Source organism: Skermanella pratensis (genome assembly GCF_008843145.1).
In the GTDB taxonomy this organism is placed as follows: domain Bacteria; phylum Pseudomonadota; class Alphaproteobacteria; order Azospirillales; family Azospirillaceae; genus Skermanella; species Skermanella pratensis.
The window spans coordinates 231,163-247,001 of record NZ_CP030265.1 but is presented as its reverse complement, the minus strand read 5'-3'; the positions used below and the strand labels follow the sequence as shown (position 1 = coordinate 247,001).

The window sequence follows — 15,839 nt, the reverse complement described above, 5'->3', positions numbered from 1 at the left end:
AGAATCGCGATGATGACGACAATCACGCCGATGATGACGAAGATGTTAGGCATTCATAAGCTCCGGAATCAGGATAGGACCGACAGAAAACGTACAAATCGTGGCGAAGTTCCGCAATTTCCATAATCGGAACAAATTGCCGTTCCGCTTGTTCATGGGTAAGCGTCAACTACGACCGGAACGACTGATGACCTTCAAGAAAACCCTGGTAGCCACCGCATTGGCGATTACCCTCTGCCTGCCCTTCTCTTTTGATACCGCCCACTCGACTGGCAAGCCGGGCGCCGATTTCAGGCAGGTCGGGACCGCGTCCTGGTACGGCCCCGGCCTGCATGGCAAGAAGACCGCGAGCGGCGCGCGGTTCGACCAGAACAAGCTGACGGCGGCGCACCGCTCGCTGCCCCTGAACACCGTGGTCAAGGTGACCAACCTGGAGAACGGCAAGGCCGTCCGGGTCAAGGTCAACGACCGCGGTCCCTATGCCAAGAAGCGGGTCATCGACTTGTCGCGCGCCGCGGCCCGCAAGCTCGACATGACCGACGACGGCACCGCCCGCGTCCGGATCGAAGTCGCCGAATACCCCGACGCCGACCAGACCGCCTCCTCGAACTGAGGCCCCTCGAACTGAGGCCCCTTAAACTGATGCCTTGGGGAACCGGGGTCCCCGGACGGCGCCGGCCCCGGAGGCCGGCGCCGGGTTGCGGGATCAGGCCTGTCCTTCATCCTGGTGCTGGTGATCGCTGCTGACGCGCCAGACCCTGCTGGCTTGGGGTCCGGTCTCGCCGAGGACTTCCACGTAGTGGACGGGATCGCCTTCGGAAAAGCTTTCCAGCTCCTCGTTCATCACCGAATTGCGGTGGAACCAGAGCTGCGTCCCCTCGGCCGTCCGGAGGAAGCCGAAATCGTTGTTGGGATTGATCCGCATGATGTGGCCGTGCATCGGCGCATCGTGGGGCTTGGTGACATCGCTCGAGAGCTTGCCCTTGTAGTCCTTCAGCATGCGCTCGGCGGTGTCGAAGGCGTCCTTCAGCACGGTATAGACATCGGGGTCCGCAAAGCGCTCGGTCGCCCGGTTGGGTTCCTTGCTGACCACGAGGTCGTCGCCCGGCACCGACATCTCGATCCGGACACGATAGATGTTACCCTTCTGATGCTGCCGGTGAGGCGCTTCGACCACCACGCGGCAGGCCACCAGCCGCGGAAACAGCTTCTCCAATTTGGCAACACGTTCGCGCACGCGGGTTTCCACAGTTGCGGAAGGCTCGAGATTGTGGAAGGCGATTTCCAGCGGAACGTCCATGGTATTCAGTCCTCGATGCTTCGTATCCAATGCCATTCCCAACAGTCGAGGGCCGCCATCGGCACGCAGGCCACCGGGATCGCGCCCGCGCTGCGCCGAACCGGCCGTCGGCACGGGTTTTTCACACCATCTTTCTGCGAAAGTGAAACGATATTCCTGCGAGTTTGAAATATATCTTTCCCGCCTCCGGGTTCATCCAAAATATCGCTTGCTCATATCCCAGTATTTACTTCACACCTATGACCCGGAGTTAAGACTGCGGTAATAGACTTTTGCCGATAATCTGCCTGGAACAGGGTTATGGTTGTCGCATGGGGCGACACCAGGGAGACAGCAGAGTGCCGAACGACATGGATGTCCAGGATCAACATGGGTCGATCTTAAGTCGCGACGCGGTCGCCCGGCTCGGACGATCCCATGGCGGGTCCGCGGCCTCCTCCCGCGAGCCCTCTCCCCCCGATGCCCCCCTCACGCGGGCGCTGAACCGGATCCTGACGGCCGCCAACGGGCTCGACGAGGCCCCGACGCCGGAGCCGGCGCTCCGGCGCATCGCGGACCTGCTCGACGCCGTGCCCGGCATCTCGGGCGCGGAATTCCAACTCGGCAACACCGCCGACCAGCAGCGTCAGTATATGGAAACGCTTGCGGTGGAGCCTGCCGCCGGCGGAAACCTGCGCCTGGTCGCCCGCCGCGGCCCGCGGAGGACCGGACCCACCTGATCCCCCTGCGGGCCGGCCGATCCCACCATGGCTGGCTGCGCCTGCGCCATGACCCGGACGTTCCGCTGCCCCGCCTGACGAGCGAACTCGGCACGCTCTGCCGGCTGATCGCCCTCCACCTGGAGAAGCGCCGCTCGGCGGACCTGCTGGAACAGGCCAACCGTGACGTGGCGGACCTCCGCGCGAGGCTGGGCCGCGTCCCGGACCGGAAGGAACCCGACAGCCAAGACCCCGACCCCCGCGATACCGGCTTCCGGGACGCGGAACGGGCGCTCCTCCTCGCCATCGCGCGCGCCCAGGGCGCGGTGCTGCGGGGCGAGCCGTCGGAAGAGGCTCTGGCCCCGCTGTTCGCCGTCCTGAAGGACCTGACCGGCAGCCGCGCCGTCCGGGCGGGCGCCGACGGGTCGCTCGACTTCGAATCGCCCGCATCGCCCCTGCCGCCCGGCCTGCTGGCGGAAGCCCGGTCGGCGATCACAGGCGTCCTCGCGTCCGACGCCCGCCGCGTCGAGCTGTGCGAAGCCAGGCAGCGGGCCGACCGCGCCGAATTCGCCGACCTCGCCAAGACCGAGTTCCTGGCGACCATGAGCCATGAACTGCGCACGCCGCTGAACGCGATCCTCGGATTCTCCGAGCTGCTGAAGAACCAGACCTTCGGCCCGCTCGGCTCCGCCCGTTATGTCGGCTACGCCTCCGACATCTTCGACAGCGGCAAGCTGCTGCTCCAGATCATCTCCGACATCATGGACGTCGCCAAGGTGGAGACCGGGCGGATCCACCTCGCGCAGGACTGGGTGGACGCGGACCATCTGGTGTCGTCCGTGGTCCGCCTGATCGAACCGCGCGCCGCGGCAGCCGGGATCGCGTTCGAGACCCGGGTCGCGCAAGAGCCGCTGCCCCGCCTGTGGGCGGACGAAAGGCTGATCAAGCAGGCGCTGCTCAACATCCTGTCCAACGCGGTCAAGTTCACCCCGCCGGGCGGCAGCATCCGGCTGACGGTCGACACGATCCGGCTCGATTCGGGCGACACCGGCCTCGGGATCGAGATCGCGGACACCGGGCTGGGGATCGCGGCGTCGGAGCTGGGCCGGGTGTTCGAACCGTTCCATCGCGGCGATTGCGCGACCAACCGCCGGTTCGAGGGTACCGGCCTGGGCCTGCCGCTGGCCCGCTCCTTCATCGATCTGCACGGCGGATCGCTCACCCTCGACAGCGTCCAGGGCGCCGGGACCACGGTCCGGATCAGCCTGCCGCCCACCGCCGGGAATAAGCCCGGCCCGGCGGGAGAGCCCGCATCAGCGCTCCGCGAAGAACCGGGCGATCGTCTCCGCCGCCGTCCCGATATGCCGCTTCAGGACCGCCGTGGCCCGGGCCGCGTCGCGCTCCCTGGCGGCCTCCAGCATGGCGCGATGGTCCTCCTGGGACATGTGCTCCGGCCCCTTGGCGGCGAGGTGGAAACGCAGGTAGCGGTCGAACGAGGCGAGCTGCGCCTCGACCAGCGCCAGCAGCTTGGGATGTCCGGCGCGGACATAGAGCGACATGTGGAAGCGCCGGTTGAGCTCACCCATGCGGGACGGGTCGGGCTCGCTGTCCATGTCCCCGATCAGGTCGCCGGCCCGGCCGAAATCCTCCTCCTCCAGCTTCGGAATCGACAGTTCCAGCGCCGCCGGCTCCAGCGCCAGACGGATCGCGTAGGTATCCGCCGCGTCCGCGGCGGAGATCTCCGTCACCACGGCGCCCCGGTGCGGCACGAAATCGACCAGCGCCTGGGCTTCGAGCTGGCGCAGGGCCTCACGGACCGGCATTCGGCTGACCTGGAAGGCATCCGCCAGGTCCTCCTGCCGCAGGGGCGTGCCTCCCGCCAGCCTGCCGGTCAGGATGGCCGTGCGCAGCGTCGCCTCGACGAACCCGGTCGCGGTGCGGTGTCGCGGCGGCGCATCGGCGATCAGTTCGGCCAGACCGGCCGAAGCGGGAGGACGGTTCAGGGTCATCCGATATCCACCTGTTGATTGGATCCAATTTTCATGTAGGCTCGCCCGCACCGTACCGCAACCCGGATCGACCCGGATCAATCCGACGAGGACAGCCATCATGCGGAAGGATACCGCACCCCGGACCCTGCTTCAGCCCGTGACCGCCGGCTTCCTCGCCGCCCTGGTCGGGTTCGGAAGCGCCTTCCCGATCGTCCTCCAGGGCCTCGCAGGGGTTGGCGCCTCTCCCGCCCAGGCCGCTTCCGGTCTGCTGGCGCTGTGCCTCGTGACCGGGTTGCTGGGTGCGGCCCACAGCATCGCCACCCGTCAGCCGATCAGCATCGCGTGGTCGACGCCGGGCGCCGCCCTGCTGATCGCGACCGGCGTGCCGGAGGGCGGCTTCTCCGCGGCGGTCGGCGCCTTCATCGTCGCGGCGGCCCTGGTGGTGGCCGCCGGCCTGTGGCGGCCCTTCGGCCGCGCCGTCGTCGCCATTCCCATGGGCCTGGCGAGCGCGATGCTGGCCGGCGTGCTGCTCGACCTCTGCCTGGCGCCGGTCAGGGCGGTCGGCACCCTGCCGGAGCTGGCACTCCCGATCGTCGTCACCTGGGCGCTGGGCTGGCGCTTCGCCCGGCTCTATGCCGTGCCGCTGGCCGTGCTGGTGACGGTGCTGATCATCCTGTTCGCCACCCAGATACCCGAAGGAGCGCTGGCCGACATCTGGCCGAACCCGGTCTTCGTGATGCCGGAATTCACCCTGCCCGCGGTGGTGAGCATCGCGGTGCCCCTGTTCATCGTCACCATGGCATCGCAGAACGTGCCGGGCCTCGCGGTGCTGCGCGGCAACGGCTACCGGCCGGAAGTCGCCCCGGTCTTCGTCTCGACCGGGCTGTTCAGCGCCGCCTCGGCCCTGTTCGGCGGCCACGCGGTCAACCTGGCCGCGATCACCGCGGCGCTCTGTGCCGGACCGGAAGCCCACCCCGACCCGGCGCGCCGCTATCTGGCCCCCGTCGCGGCCGGGGTCGCCTATGTCCTGCTGGGCCTGTTCGCCGGCTTCGCCGCCTCCTTCATCGCGGCCTCCCCGCCCCTGCTGATCCAGGCCGTCGCCGGTCTCGCCCTGCTCTCCAGCCTCGCGGGCGCCCTGGCCGGCGCGCTCGACCGCGAAGACGAGCGCCTGCCCGCGATCGTGACCTTCGTCACGACGGCGTCAGGCGTCGGCTTCTTCGGGATCGGCTCCGCCTTCTGGGGACTGGTCGCCGGCGGCCTGCTGCTCGCGCTGGGTCGGAAAGGGGCCGCGCGGTAGGGGGCGGATGCCGGAGCGCCGCATCATCCTTCCGCGATAGGCCCGGTGGCGCTTGCCGGTGGAAATGACGTCATCGAGCGATGCGGCACCCATGGCCTTGCGGAACAGCGCGTCCATCGCCTCCGGAGCGGTCCGGCGCACCCGGGCCTCCAGATCGGGAGGGATCGTCCCGAACTGCGACTGCAGATAGAACAATATGGCATCCGCTTTGCCTTTCGCGACGCCTTGCAGCAAACCCTCCTCGCGGCCTTTCGCCAGCCCTTCCGCCAGCCCTTCGGTCCTGCCCTGGCTGAGCCATTCCTTTGCAGCGAGCGATATCAAGTTCCCCTCCCGATCCGGCCTGACCCTGCGCGCCACCCTGGTCATCGGCCTCAAGGCGCCGGTCGTGTCTTCCCGAAGCTGGAAGCCGCCAAGTATCCGACTGGCGCAAATGGCTGCCTTAATCCTAATAAACTTGCAATTGGCAGTTCTTAAGTCCAGAAAATTTGCAATACGCATTAAAGTGGGGAGCTTAAGTGACGGAATTCTCCCTGGGTGACGGGCCGGAAGCGTTTGTCTCGACGACCGCGACGAGCGTGGCCGTTTCGCGTGCCGTCAAGGCCGGCAAACTGCGGAAGCTTGCCTCACGCCTTTATACCCGCAACCTGACCGATGCGCCCGAGGTTATCGTCCGCCGAAATCTTTGGCAGATCGTCGGTGGCTATTTTCCGGGCGGTCTTGTAGCCGACCGTACCGCGCTGGAGAACGCTCCGGCCGAGGATGGTTCGATCTGCCTGGTAACCGACCGCGGCGGCGATGTCATGCTGCCTGGCCTGATCCTCCGGCCACGTCGCGGCATTCCCCCGCTTGAAAGCGACCGGCCCTTTGTCGGCGGACTGCATCTCAGCTCGATTGCCCGAGCCTACCTGGAGAACATGCGTTCCTCGCGGGCGCGCCGCGGCCTGTGCGCCCGCACGCTTGCCCGCCGCGAGATCGAAGAACGTCTCGATACCCTGCTGCGCCGTGGCGGCGAGGAAGCCTTGAACCGCCTGCGGGACGACTCGAAGATCATTGCCCCAGCCCTGGAACTCGCGGAGGGATCGCGGGAACTGGATACGCTGATCGGAGCGTTGCTCGGCACCCGCGAGGCAAACCTGAGCGCTCCCGCGGCCAGGGCGAGGCGTGCCGGCCGTCCCTACGATCCTGCACGGATCGAGCATTTCCATTCGCTCCACCGCGCCTTGCGCGACTACCCGCCGGTGAACCGGCCGGCAGAGGCGCGTCTTCCACCGGCCCAGGCCACTTTGACCTTCTTCGAAGCCTATTTTTCGAACTTCATCGAGGGAACCGAATTCGGGGTTGCCGAAGCCGCGGACATCGTATTCCGCGGCGTCATCCCGAGGGAGCGGCCGCAGGACGCGCATGACGTGCTCGGAACCTGGCGCATCGTCGGCGACCATTCCGGAATGCGGCTCACCCCCGGCAGCTACGGCGATCTGGTCCGGCTTCTCCAGGCTCGGCATGCCGGCATCATGGAGCAGCGCCCGGAAAAAGGACCCGGCCGATTCAAGACCTCCGGCAACAGGGCGGGTTCAACCACTTTCGTCGCTCCAGACCTGCTCGAAGGCACTCTTGAACAGGGATTCGACATACTCCGCAGCTTGGAGATGCCGTTCCAGCGCGCGGTCTTCATGATGTTCCTGATTTCCGAGGTCCATCCCTTCATCGACGGTAACGGCCGAACGGCACGTATCATGATGAATGCGGAACTGGTCGCGGGCGGCGAGGAACGAGTCGTCATCCCGACCGTGTACCGGGCGAACTATCTGTCCGCCTTGAAGGCGCTTTCCCGCACCGGCGCTCCCGAACCGCTGATCCGCACGCTGGATTTTGCCCAGAAATGGACAGCCGCGATCGGCTGGGGCGAGTTCGAGCAATCTCGCCGTGAATTGGAAGCCTGCAATGCCTTCCTTGATCCGTTGGAAGCCGAGGAGCGGGGATTGCGGCTGCCCCTTGTCGGCAAGTTGGCGCCCTGAATCCGGCTCATACCAACGGCTTTTGAGTTTGGCCGGTCAAAACGGCATCCTGCACCGCAGGTCGAACGCCGTTGTCACGCAGGTCATTCTCAAAAGCCGTTGGTATCAGACGGTACGGGCGGGCATCGCTGCCCACCCGTTGTCCAAGGATGCCTCGCGCTTACCGCACCTTGCCCTGCTTCCAGGCCTCCAGAAGCTGCTCGTAGGCGACCGTCTCGCCCTTGGGCTTCTCGTCGGCCAGCTTCGGCTTCGGCGCGCCGGGCTGGTCGAACCAGTACTGGGCGTCCTGGACCTTGTTCAGCTTGGGTCCGCAGTCGCCTTGGACGTTGGCCCGCTCAAGCCGCGCCAGCACGGCGTCCTGGGCCTCGGCCAGGCTGTCCATGGCCTGCTGCGGGGTCTTCTCGCCCGTCACCGCCTCGGCGACGTTCTGCCACCACAGCTGCGCCAGCTTCGGATAGTCCGGAACGTTGGTGCCGGTCGGCGTCCAGGACACGCGCGCCGGGCTGCGGTAGAACTCGACCAGGCCGCCCAGCTTGGGCGCCATCTCGGTCATCGCCTGGGTCTGAAGGTCCGACTCGCGGATCGGGGTCAGGCCGACCATGGTCTTCTTCAGCGAGGTGGTCTTCGCCACGGTGAACTGGGCGTATAGCCAGGCCGCCTTTCGGCGGTCGACCGGGGTGCTCTTCATCAGCGTCCAGGAACCGGCGTCCTGGTAGCCCAGCTTCATCCCCTCTTCCCAATAGGATCCGTGGGGCGACGGCGCCATGCGCCACTTGGGCGTGCCGTCGGCATTGACCACCGGCAGGCCCGGCTTGGTCATGTCGGCGGTGAAGGCGGTGTACCAGAAGATCTGCTGGGCGATGTTGCCCTGCGCCGGGACCGGCCCGGCCTCGGAGAAGGTCATGCCGCCGGCCTCGGGCGGGGCGTATTTCTTCAGCCAGTCGATGTACTTGGTCAGGGCGTAGACCGAGGCCGGCCCGTTGGTGTCGCCGCCGCGGGTCACGCTGGAGCCCGCCGGGTTGCAGCCCTCGACCCGGATGCCCCACTCGTCCACCGGGACGCCGTTCGGGATGCCCTTGTCGCCGGCCCCCGCCATGCTCAGCCACGCGTCGGTGAAGCGCCAGCCCAGCGACGGGTCCTTCTTGCCGTAGTCCATATGGCCGTAGACCCGGACGCCGTCGATGTTCTTCACGTCGTTGGTGAAGAAGTCGGCGATGTCCTCGTAGGCCGACCAGTTGACCGGCACGCCCAGCTCGTAGCCGTACTTGGCCTTGAACTTCTCCTTCAGGTCCGGCCGCGCGAACCAGTCCGCGCGGAACCAGTAGAGGTTGGCGAACTGCTGGTCGGGCAGCTGGTACAGCTTGCCGTCGGGAGCGGTGGTGAAGCTCTTGCCGATGAAGTCGTCGATGTCCAGGGTCGGCAGGGTGACGTCCTTGCCCTCGCCCGCCATCCAGTCGCTCAGCGCCACCGCCTGGCCGTAGCGGAAATGGGTCCCGATCAGGTCGCTGTCGTTGACATAGGCGTCATAGACGTTGCGCCCCGACTGCATCTGGGTCTGCAGCTTCTCGATGACGTCGCCTTCCTGGATCAGGTCGTGCTTCAGCTTGATCCCGGTGATCTCGCTGAAGGCGCGGGCCAGCGTCTTCGCCTCGTACTCGTGGGTGGTGATGGTCTCGGACACGACCGAGATCTCCATCCCGCGGAACGGTTCGGCCGCCTTGATGAACCATTCCATCTCCTTCAGCTGCTCCTCCCTGGAGATGCTGGAAGGCTGGAATTCCTGGTCGATCCAGCGCTGCGCCGCGTTCATCTGGTCGGCGGTCTGCGCCGGCGCCGGCAGCGCCGTCAGGGTCAGGACCGCGAAACTCAGGGTGGATGCCAGCACCGTGCCGGCCATCAGGGTTCTTCGCACCGTCTTCGACATCGTTTCCTCCGAACCGTTCTTGGTTGTTGTCGTTACGTCAAGGCCCTGCTCCCGGGGACCGTGCCGGGACGGGGATTCACCCGAACCTCATGACCGCCGCCATCCACAGGACCGCCAGGCCGAACGCGATCCACAGATTAAGGTCGGTGAAGCCGATGACCGCGAGATGGATGTAGGCGCTGCCCAGCAGGCCGATGAACAGCCGGTCGCCGCGCGTCGTCGGCATCGGCAGGAAACCCCGCCGCTCGATCGAGGGGGAGACCGCCTGCCATGCCGTCATGCCCGCCAGGATCAGCGCGATGCCGGCGAAGAAGGCCGCCGTGGGGCCGGTCCAGGCCATCCATTCCAGTTCCATGGCGAAGTCCATGGCCGCCTCCTCAGACCCGGCCCAGGGCGAAGCCCTTGGCGATGTAGTTGCGGACGAACCAGATCACCAGCGCGCCGGGCACGATGGTCAGCACCCCGGCCGCCGCCAGCAGGCCCCAGTCCATGCCGGCGGCGCTGACCGTGCGGGTCATGGTGGCGGCGATCGGCTTGGCGTTCACGCTGGTCAGGGTGCGGGCGAGCAGAAGCTCGACCCACGAGAACATGAAGCAGAAGAAGGCGGTCACGCCGATCCCGGCCCGGATCAGCGGCAGGAAGATCGTCAGGAAGAACCGCGGGAAGCCGTAGCCGTCGATATAGGCTGTCTCGTCGATCTCGCGCGGGACGCCCGACATGAAGCCTTCCAGGATCCAGACCGCCAGCGGCACGTTGAACAGGCAGTGGGCCAGCGCCACGGCGATGTGGGTGTCGATCAGCCCGAAGGTCGAGTAGAGCTGGAAGAACGGCAGCAGGAACACCGCCGGCGGCGCCATGCGGTTGGTCAGCAGCCAGAAGAACATGTGCTTGTCGCCCAGGAACCGGTAGCGCGAGAAGGCGTAGGCCGCCGGCAGCGCCACGCTGAGCGAGATCACCGTGTTCAGCGCCACGTACTGGATCGAGTTGAGATAGCCCGTGTACCAGGACGGATCGGTGAAGATCGTCACGTAGTTGGCGAAGGTGACCGTCTGCGGGAACAGGCTGAACCCGCTCAGGATCTCCTGGTTCGGCTTCACCGACATGGCGAGCAGCCAATAGATCGGCAGCAGCAGGAAGACGAAATAGACGATCAGCCCGACATGGCGCTTCCTGAAGCCGGAGCCGGGATCCTTGCCCCGGGCGCTCATCGCGCGTCCTCCCGGTCGGTGTGGGTGATGTAGGTGTAGAAGACCCAGGACAGCAGCAGGATCACCAGGAAATAGATCAGCGAGAAGGCCGCCGCCGGCCCCAGGTCGAACTGCCCGACCGCGATCTGCGCCAGGAACTGGCTCAGGAAGGTCGTGGCGTTGCCGGGGCCGCCCCCGGTCAGCACGAACGGCTCGGTGTAGATCATGAAGCTGTCCATGAAGCGCAGCAGGATCGCGATGGTCAGCACCCGCCGCATCTTGGGCAGCTGGATGTACCGGAACACCGCCCAGGCCGAGGCGCCGTCGATCCTGGCGGCCTGGTAGAACGCCTCCGGGATCGACCGCAGGCCGGCATAGCACAGCAGGATCACCAGCGGGGTCCAGTGCCAGACGTCCATGATCAGGACGGTCAGCCAGGCGTGGAAGGCGTCGGCGGTATAGTTGTAGGGAATGCCGATGCCGTTGACCGCCACGCCCGCCAGCCCGATGTCCGGCCGGGCGTAGAGCTGCCAGATCGTGCCGACCACGTTCCAGGGGATCAGCAGCGGCAGCGCCACCAGCACCAGGCACAGGGACGACTGCCAGCCCCTGACCGGCAGGGTCAGGGCCACCGCGATGCCCAGCGGGATCTGGATCAGCAGCACGCAGGCGGAAAAGACGAGCTGGCGCAGGAAGGCGCCGTGCAGGCGCTCGTCGTTCAACACCTGCTCGAACCACTCGGTCCCGACGAAGACCCGCTGGAACGGCCCCAGGATGTCCTGGACCGAATAGTTCACGACCGTCATCAGCGGGATGATCGCGCTGATGGCGACGATCAGGAAGACCGGCAGCACCAGCAGCCAGGCCTTGTTGTCATAGGGGCGGTTGTCCATGCGGCCTCTCTCCCTTCAGGCGACCAGCCGGCCGTCGGCATAGAGCCGGGTGCGGTCGGGCGGGAAGGTCAGCCAGCCGCGCTCGACCGGGACCGGGGCATCCTCGTGCAGCTTGGCTTTCACCTGGTGGCGGCCCAGCTTCGCCGTGACGATCTTGAAGTTGCCGAGGTCCTCGACCAGCGCGATCTCGGCCGGCAACGCGCCGTTCACCGGGGACGCCCCGACTCCCAGGTGCTCCGGCCTGATGCCGATCTCCAGCGGCACGCCGCGGTGCGGCGCATGGTCGATCACCGACCGGGCGAGCGGGATGCGGACATCGTCCACGACCGCCGCGCCGCCCTCGAACCGGCAGGGCAGGAAGTTCATGCCCGGACTGCCGATGAAATACCCGACGAAGGTATGGGCCGGCACCTCGAACAGCTGCTGCGGCGTGCCCAGCTGCATGACCCGGCCATCATACATCACCGCCACCTGCTCGGCGAAGGTCAGCGCCTCGTTCTGATCGTGGGTGACATAGATCAGGCTCAGCCGGAACCGGTCGTGGATCTGCTTCAGCTTCCGCCGCAGGAGCCATTTGAGCTGCGGGTCGATCACGGTCAGCGGCTCGTCGAACAGGATCGCCGCCACGTCGCTGCGGACCAGCCCGCGGCCCAGCGAGATCTTCTGCTTCTGGTCGGCGGTCAGGCCGCGTGCCCTGCGCCCCAGGTCGGCCGACAGCTCCAGCATGTCGGCGACTTCCTCGACCCGGGCGCGCACCTCGGGCTCGGCGATCTTCCGGTTGCGCAGGGGGAAGGCCAGGTTGTCGAACACCGACATGGTGTCGTAGATCACCGGGAACTGGAACACCTGGGCGATGTTGCGCTCCTGCGGCGGCAATCCCGTCACGTCGCGGCCGTCGAACAGCACCTGCCCCTCGCTCGGGACCAGCAGGCCGGAGATGATGTTCAGCAGGGTGGTCTTGCCGCAGCCGCTGGGTCCCAGCAGCGCATAGGCGCCGCCGTCCTCCCAGACATGCTGCATCGGCTTCAGCGCATAGTCCGCGTCGCCCTTGGGGTCGGGCCGGTAGGAGTGGGCGAGGCCGCGCAATTCGATCCGTGCCATGGGTGTTCTCCCCTCCGCCCTATTCCGCCGCGAGGCCTAGGCGCGGGCGCGGCGGTGCGGCGACCAGCCGCCCGTCGGCCCCGAAGGCGAACAGCCGGCGGGCATTGACCCAGGCGGTGACCTGCTCGCCCAGCCCCAGGCTGTGGACACCCTCCTGCTGCACCACCCAGGCGAAGCCCCGGCCGTGGACATGGATGAAGGTCTCCGACCCGCTGATCTCGGCCAGCTCGACCGTGCCGGGAACCGGGATGTCGTCCTCGTGCTCCCGGAACACCGAGAGGTGGTTTGCCCGCACGCCGAACCGGTAGCGGCCATGGGGCAGGTCGGCCAGATGGCCCGCCGCCGGCACCCGGATGCCGTCGGCCAGCAGCACGCCCGCCCCGTCCACCACGCCGTCCACCTGGTTCAGCGGCGGATCGCTGAACACCTGCCCGACCCGGAGCGACGACGGGCCGTGGTAGACCTCGACCGTCGGCCCGGCCTGGATCAGCCGGCCCTCGTGCAGCACGGCGATGGTGCCGCCGAGCATCAGCGCCTCCAGCGGCTCCGTGGTGGCGTAGACGACGATCGAGCGGCGGCGCTTGAAGATCTCGCGCATCTCGGTGCGCAGCTCCTCCCGCAGCTTGTAGTCCAGGTTGACCAGCGGCTCGTCCAGCAGCAGCAGCCCCGCCTCCTTGACCAGCGCGCGGGCGATCGCGGTGCGCTGCTGCTGGCCGCCGCTCAGTTCGGCCGGCAGGCGGCCCAGAAGCCCGTCGATATGCATGATCGCCGCGGCCTCCCGCACCTTGCGGTCGACCTCGGCCTTCGGCAGGCCCGCCAGCTTCAGCGGGGAGGCGATGTTGTCGTAGACTGTGAAGGAGGGATAGTTGACGAACTGCTGGTAGACCATCGCCACGTCGCGGGTCCGCACGGACCGGCCGGTCACGTCCCTGCCCTGCCAGATGATGCGCCCGCCGCTCGGCCGGTCCAGCCCGGCCATCAGGCGCATCAGAGACGTCTTGCCGGCGAGGGTCGGCCCGAACAGCACGTTGAGGGACCCCGGCGCAAGCGTGAGCGACAGGTCGTGAAGGTGGGTCTCACCGCCGAAGACACGGGAAATCCGGTCGAGCACAAGCGTCATCGGCGCCCGATCCGGTCGTTGCAGGCACGGGAAACCGGAACGCACCCGTCACGGCACATGGTCAGCCATCCTCCCCGATCCTCTCCCTTCAGAGCCCGGCGCGGCGCCGGTGCGGAGAGTTCTTATAATTTGATATACGGAGGTTATGCGGACTGCCCGTGTTTTTGCAAACGAAAATTTCGGGTTCAGATTGTTCCTAAACGAACATATTTTCGCTCAGGATGATCGAAAAGGAACATGCCGGGCATAGATGTCGCCGGAGCCGTCGGCCGGACGGCGAGACTTCAGCCAGTCCACGATGGCGCCCTGGTCGAGCCAGTCCCCGGACAGCAGGCGCCGCTCCTCGCCGAGCGCCACGTTGTAGCGGTGCGGCCCCAGGTCCGCCAACCGCTCCAGGCAGGCCAGCGCCCGTTCGGGCGTTTCGGGAATGAACTCGAACGACAGGCACTCGATCGGCCGGGACAGCCCGTCGAGCACCGCCCGCTCGAAGCCCTCCACGTCGATCTTGCAGAACCGCGGCACGCCGTGCGCGGCGATCAGCGCATCCAGGGTCGTCACCTCCACCGTGACACGCTCCTCCCAGCGCTCGCCGGGAAAGCGCGGCGACGCCGCCACCTCGGCGGCCCATTCCGCCGACAGGGTGGACAGCGTGGGATTGCGCCGGTTGATCAGCAGCTCGGCGCTGCCCGGCGCCGCCCCCAGGGCCGCGGGAACCAGCGTTACCGAAGGGTCGTGTCCGTGGAAGCGGTCGAGCACGGCGGCCAGATGGGGCTGCGGCTCGACCGCGACGACCCGGGCGCCCAGGTCGCGCCAAGCCCGGACCCGGTCCCCCAGATGCGCCCCGATGTCGAAGGCGAGATCGCCGGGACCGAGAAAACGGCCGTAGAACTCCCTGGACCGCCGCCGCCGCAGGGGATTGGCCCGGTAGATCAACGCGGACCGGAGGACGCCGTAGGCCTTCAGGAGTGAATTCGCCCGGAGTGTCAAAGGGAGGGTCCTGTTTCCGGATGGTGCCAGCGCCTGCGTCACAAGATAGGGACGCGGCGCCGGGTTGCCAGGACAGGGCCGCTTCATCCGGAGTGCCCGGAGACCGGCCCGCAGGACTCGGGCAGATCATGCCGCCGGGCCGACGTGGCCGCCCGCGCGGTCCGGACGGCCGCCCTGCGCAGCCATGTCGACGACTTCATCCGGGACATGCGCGCCGCCTGACGGCGTCCAGCCACGGCACGCATCTTTCGCGGCTTCGAGGAACCCGGCGGCGGTTTCGTGGTTGACTCTTCAGGGGCCGCGGAGGGACCCCGGGAGCAGGCCGAAGCCTAATGCTTGGTTAATTTCTCGTAAACGAAACTGGTCCAAAAAAGCGGCAACTGTTCAGAGTCGCAAAAACGGCATAGGGCTTCATTTTACCCCTACCAACCGCACCGGTGTTGCACCAATCTAATTGGCAACGAAGGAGAGGATACATGGAAATCGCACTGATAGCTTTGATCACCTCTGTCGCCGTTGCCGGCTGCTACGTTGCCGCCAGCGCGCCGCGTCCGGTCCCCGTGCGGGTCCGTGCCAACCGGCGTAACCAGCGCCGCTGATTCCATCCCCGGATCCATGTTTGCGGATCCGTGTGGAGGCACCCGACCCGGACTGCGTGTCCGGGCCGAAGCCTCGTTCGAACCGGCGGCCGGTCACCGATCGAGATCGTTGATCGCCCTGTCCAGTTCGAACTCCTTCGATGAGACATAAGTCTCCATGCCGCCCAGACGCCGTTCCATCTCGCGGAACTTGTGCTTCAGGCCGGCGATGGTGACATCCGGCTTGGTCGCGACCGTGCGCCAGAAGTCCTCTTCCTCCCGGCTGGCATAGACCCGCGCGGGTTTGTGCTTGAGCACCAGCGCCGCCAGCAGGTATGCGCCGACGATCGGCATGGTGAAGAAAACTCCGCCCAGGGCCACCCCGAGGCGGACGAGGAAGACGTCCACCCCGAAGTAATCGGCCAAGCCGGCGCAGACGCCGAACAACTTGCCCTTGTCCCTGTCCCGGTAGAGCCGGTGAGGGTTGGGCGAGGCGAAGGGTGATTCCGGCCAGCTCATTGGCGGTTCCTCCATCCCGGCGCCTCGGCGTCCAGTATCTTCTCCAGGCTGACGATCCGGTTCTCCATCCTGCCCGCGCTGTCCCACAGCTCGGCCAGCGTCCGTTCATCCTCGGCGGACAGCCCGCGGGCCGACCGCCACTTGGTGACATAGTGGAAAATGATCCAGAGCGGTGCCACGATGGTCAGGAACAGCACCGCCAGGACGAAAACGCCCCCGCCACCCATGG

At 66.9% G+C, this 15,839-nt stretch carries 16 protein-coding genes and 1 pseudogene; 5 read left to right on the top strand and 12 right to left on the bottom strand.

The window, feature by feature from the left end; genetic code table 11:
* Window positions 1-187: 187 nt before the first annotated feature.
* Window positions 188-613 (top strand): septal ring lytic transglycosylase RlpA family protein, encoded by a 426-nt coding sequence (locus DPR14_RS01095; protein ID WP_192499213.1) that lies wholly within the window; start codon window positions 188-190, stop codon window positions 611-613.
* A gap of 93 nt (window positions 614-706) precedes the next feature.
* On the opposite strand, the gene DPR14_RS01090 is transcribed toward DPR14_RS01095, so the two are convergent.
* Complete coding sequence (locus tag DPR14_RS01090; RefSeq protein ID WP_158043514.1) at window positions 707-1,414, bottom strand: HPF/RaiA family ribosome-associated protein; 708 nt, start codon at window positions 1,412-1,414, stop codon at window positions 707-709.
* A 224-nt stretch (window positions 1,415-1,638) separates the two neighbouring features.
* On the opposite strand from DPR14_RS01090, the gene DPR14_RS01085 reads away from it, so the two are divergent.
* Window positions 1,639-2,019, top strand: a complete 381-nt coding sequence (locus tag DPR14_RS01085; protein ID WP_158043513.1) for a hypothetical protein — start codon at window positions 1,639-1,641, stop codon at window positions 2,017-2,019.
* A 581-nt stretch (window positions 2,020-2,600) separates the two neighbouring features.
* Window positions 2,601-3,215 (top strand): annotated as a pseudogene (locus DPR14_RS27940) (sensor histidine kinase); the annotation flags it as partial.
* A gap of 96 nt (window positions 3,216-3,311) precedes the next feature.
* Here the strand turns inward: DPR14_RS27940 and DPR14_RS27935 are convergent.
* Entirely contained in the window at window positions 3,312-4,007 is a 696-nt protein-coding gene (locus tag DPR14_RS27935) for a GntR family transcriptional regulator (RefSeq protein ID WP_246149270.1), read from the bottom strand.
* Between the two features lie 100 nt (window positions 4,008-4,107).
* On the opposite strand from DPR14_RS27935, the gene DPR14_RS01075 reads away from it, so the two are divergent.
* On the top strand, window positions 4,108-5,286 hold the full coding sequence (locus DPR14_RS01075; protein WP_158043511.1) for a benzoate/H(+) symporter BenE family transporter: 1,179 nt from the start codon (window positions 4,108-4,110) through the stop codon (window positions 5,284-5,286).
* Here DPR14_RS01075 and DPR14_RS01070 read toward each other — a convergent pair.
* The gene (locus DPR14_RS01070; protein WP_158043510.1) at window positions 5,191-5,607 is read right to left on the bottom strand and encodes an RpnC/YadD family protein; all 417 of its coding nucleotides are present in this window, start codon (window positions 5,605-5,607) and stop codon (window positions 5,191-5,193) included. The genes DPR14_RS01075 and DPR14_RS01070 overlap by 96 nt on opposite strands.
* 194 nt (window positions 5,608-5,801) lie before the next feature.
* Between DPR14_RS01070 and DPR14_RS01065 the strand changes: the two genes are divergently transcribed.
* Window positions 5,802-7,301, top strand: coding sequence for a Fic family protein (locus DPR14_RS01065; protein WP_158043509.1), 1,500 nt, complete (start codon window positions 5,802-5,804; stop codon window positions 7,299-7,301).
* 160 nt (window positions 7,302-7,461) lie between these two features.
* On the opposite strand, the gene DPR14_RS01060 is transcribed toward DPR14_RS01065, so the two are convergent.
* The 9 genes from DPR14_RS01060 to pspB form a co-directional block, all read right to left on the bottom strand.
* The gene (locus DPR14_RS01060) at window positions 7,462-9,225 is read right to left on the bottom strand and encodes an ABC transporter substrate-binding protein (protein WP_211103889.1); all 1,764 of its coding nucleotides are present in this window, start codon (window positions 9,223-9,225) and stop codon (window positions 7,462-7,464) included.
* Window positions 9,226-9,301: 76 nt separating this feature from the next.
* Complete coding sequence (locus DPR14_RS01055; protein WP_246148689.1) at window positions 9,302-9,592, bottom strand: DUF2160 domain-containing protein; 291 nt, start codon at window positions 9,590-9,592, stop codon at window positions 9,302-9,304.
* 10 nt (window positions 9,593-9,602) lie between these two features.
* Entirely contained in the window at window positions 9,603-10,433 is an 831-nt protein-coding gene (locus DPR14_RS01050; RefSeq protein ID WP_158043508.1) for a carbohydrate ABC transporter permease, read from the bottom strand.
* Window positions 10,430-11,305, bottom strand: a complete 876-nt coding sequence (locus tag DPR14_RS01045; RefSeq protein WP_158043507.1) for a carbohydrate ABC transporter permease — start codon at window positions 11,303-11,305, stop codon at window positions 10,430-10,432. Before DPR14_RS01045 ends, DPR14_RS01050 begins: the two co-directional genes overlap by 4 nt.
* A 15-nt stretch (window positions 11,306-11,320) precedes the next feature.
* Complete coding sequence (locus DPR14_RS01040) at window positions 11,321-12,406, bottom strand: ABC transporter ATP-binding protein (RefSeq protein WP_158043506.1); 1,086 nt, start codon at window positions 12,404-12,406, stop codon at window positions 11,321-11,323.
* A gap of 19 nt (window positions 12,407-12,425) precedes the next feature.
* Entirely contained in the window at window positions 12,426-13,526 is a 1,101-nt protein-coding gene (locus DPR14_RS01035; RefSeq protein WP_158043505.1) for an ABC transporter ATP-binding protein, read from the bottom strand.
* A gap of 216 nt (window positions 13,527-13,742) precedes the next feature.
* A complete protein-coding gene (locus DPR14_RS01030) occupies window positions 13,743-14,513 on the bottom strand; it encodes an FkbM family methyltransferase (protein ID WP_211103888.1) in 771 nt (256 codons plus the stop codon).
* Window positions 14,514-15,205: 692 nt separating this feature from the next.
* Window positions 15,206-15,610: an envelope stress response membrane protein PspC gene (gene pspC, locus DPR14_RS01025; protein WP_158043503.1), complete on the bottom strand. Its 405-nt coding sequence runs from the start codon at window positions 15,608-15,610 to the stop codon at window positions 15,206-15,208.
* Window positions 15,607-15,837 carry an envelope stress response membrane protein PspB gene (pspB, locus tag DPR14_RS01020; RefSeq protein WP_158043502.1) on the bottom strand — a complete coding sequence of 77 codons (231 nt, stop codon included), beginning with the start codon at window positions 15,835-15,837 and terminating at the stop codon, window positions 15,607-15,609. The genes pspC and pspB overlap by 4 nt, the downstream gene beginning before the upstream one ends.
* Window positions 15,838-15,839: the final 2 nt, after the last annotated feature.

What these genes read in the sequence shown, in the direction of transcription:
- DPR14_RS27935 (WP_246149270.1), bottom strand. Translation starts at nt 4,007, where the DNA reads ATGACCCTGAACCGTCCTCCCGCTTCGGCCGGTCTGGCCGAACTGATC.
- DPR14_RS01035 (WP_158043505.1), bottom strand. Translation starts at nt 13,526, where the DNA reads ATGACGCTTGTGCTCGACCGGATTTCCCGTGTCTTCGGCGGTGAGACC.
- pspC (WP_158043503.1), bottom strand. Translation starts at nt 15,610, where the DNA reads ATGAGCTGGCCGGAATCACCCTTCGCCTCGCCCAACCCTCACCGGCTC.
- DPR14_RS01050 (WP_158043508.1), bottom strand. Translation starts at nt 10,433, where the DNA reads ATGAGCGCCCGGGGCAAGGATCCCGGCTCCGGCTTCAGGAAGCGCCAT.
- DPR14_RS01095 (WP_192499213.1), top strand. Translation starts at nt 188, where the DNA reads ATGACCTTCAAGAAAACCCTGGTAGCCACCGCATTGGCGATTACCCTC.
- DPR14_RS01055 (WP_246148689.1), bottom strand. Translation starts at nt 9,592, where the DNA reads ATGGACTTCGCCATGGAACTGGAATGGATGGCCTGGACCGGCCCCACG.
- DPR14_RS01040 (WP_158043506.1), bottom strand. Translation starts at nt 12,406, where the DNA reads ATGGCACGGATCGAATTGCGCGGCCTCGCCCACTCCTACCGGCCCGAC.
- pspB (WP_158043502.1), bottom strand. Translation starts at nt 15,837, where the DNA reads ATGGGTGGCGGGGGCGTTTTCGTCCTGGCGGTGCTGTTCCTGACCATC.
- DPR14_RS01075 (WP_158043511.1), top strand. Translation starts at nt 4,108, where the DNA reads ATGCGGAAGGATACCGCACCCCGGACCCTGCTTCAGCCCGTGACCGCC.
- DPR14_RS01045 (WP_158043507.1), bottom strand. Translation starts at nt 11,305, where the DNA reads ATGGACAACCGCCCCTATGACAACAAGGCCTGGCTGCTGGTGCTGCCG.
- DPR14_RS01060 (WP_211103889.1), bottom strand. Translation starts at nt 9,225, where the DNA reads ATGTCGAAGACGGTGCGAAGAACCCTGATGGCCGGCACGGTGCTGGCA.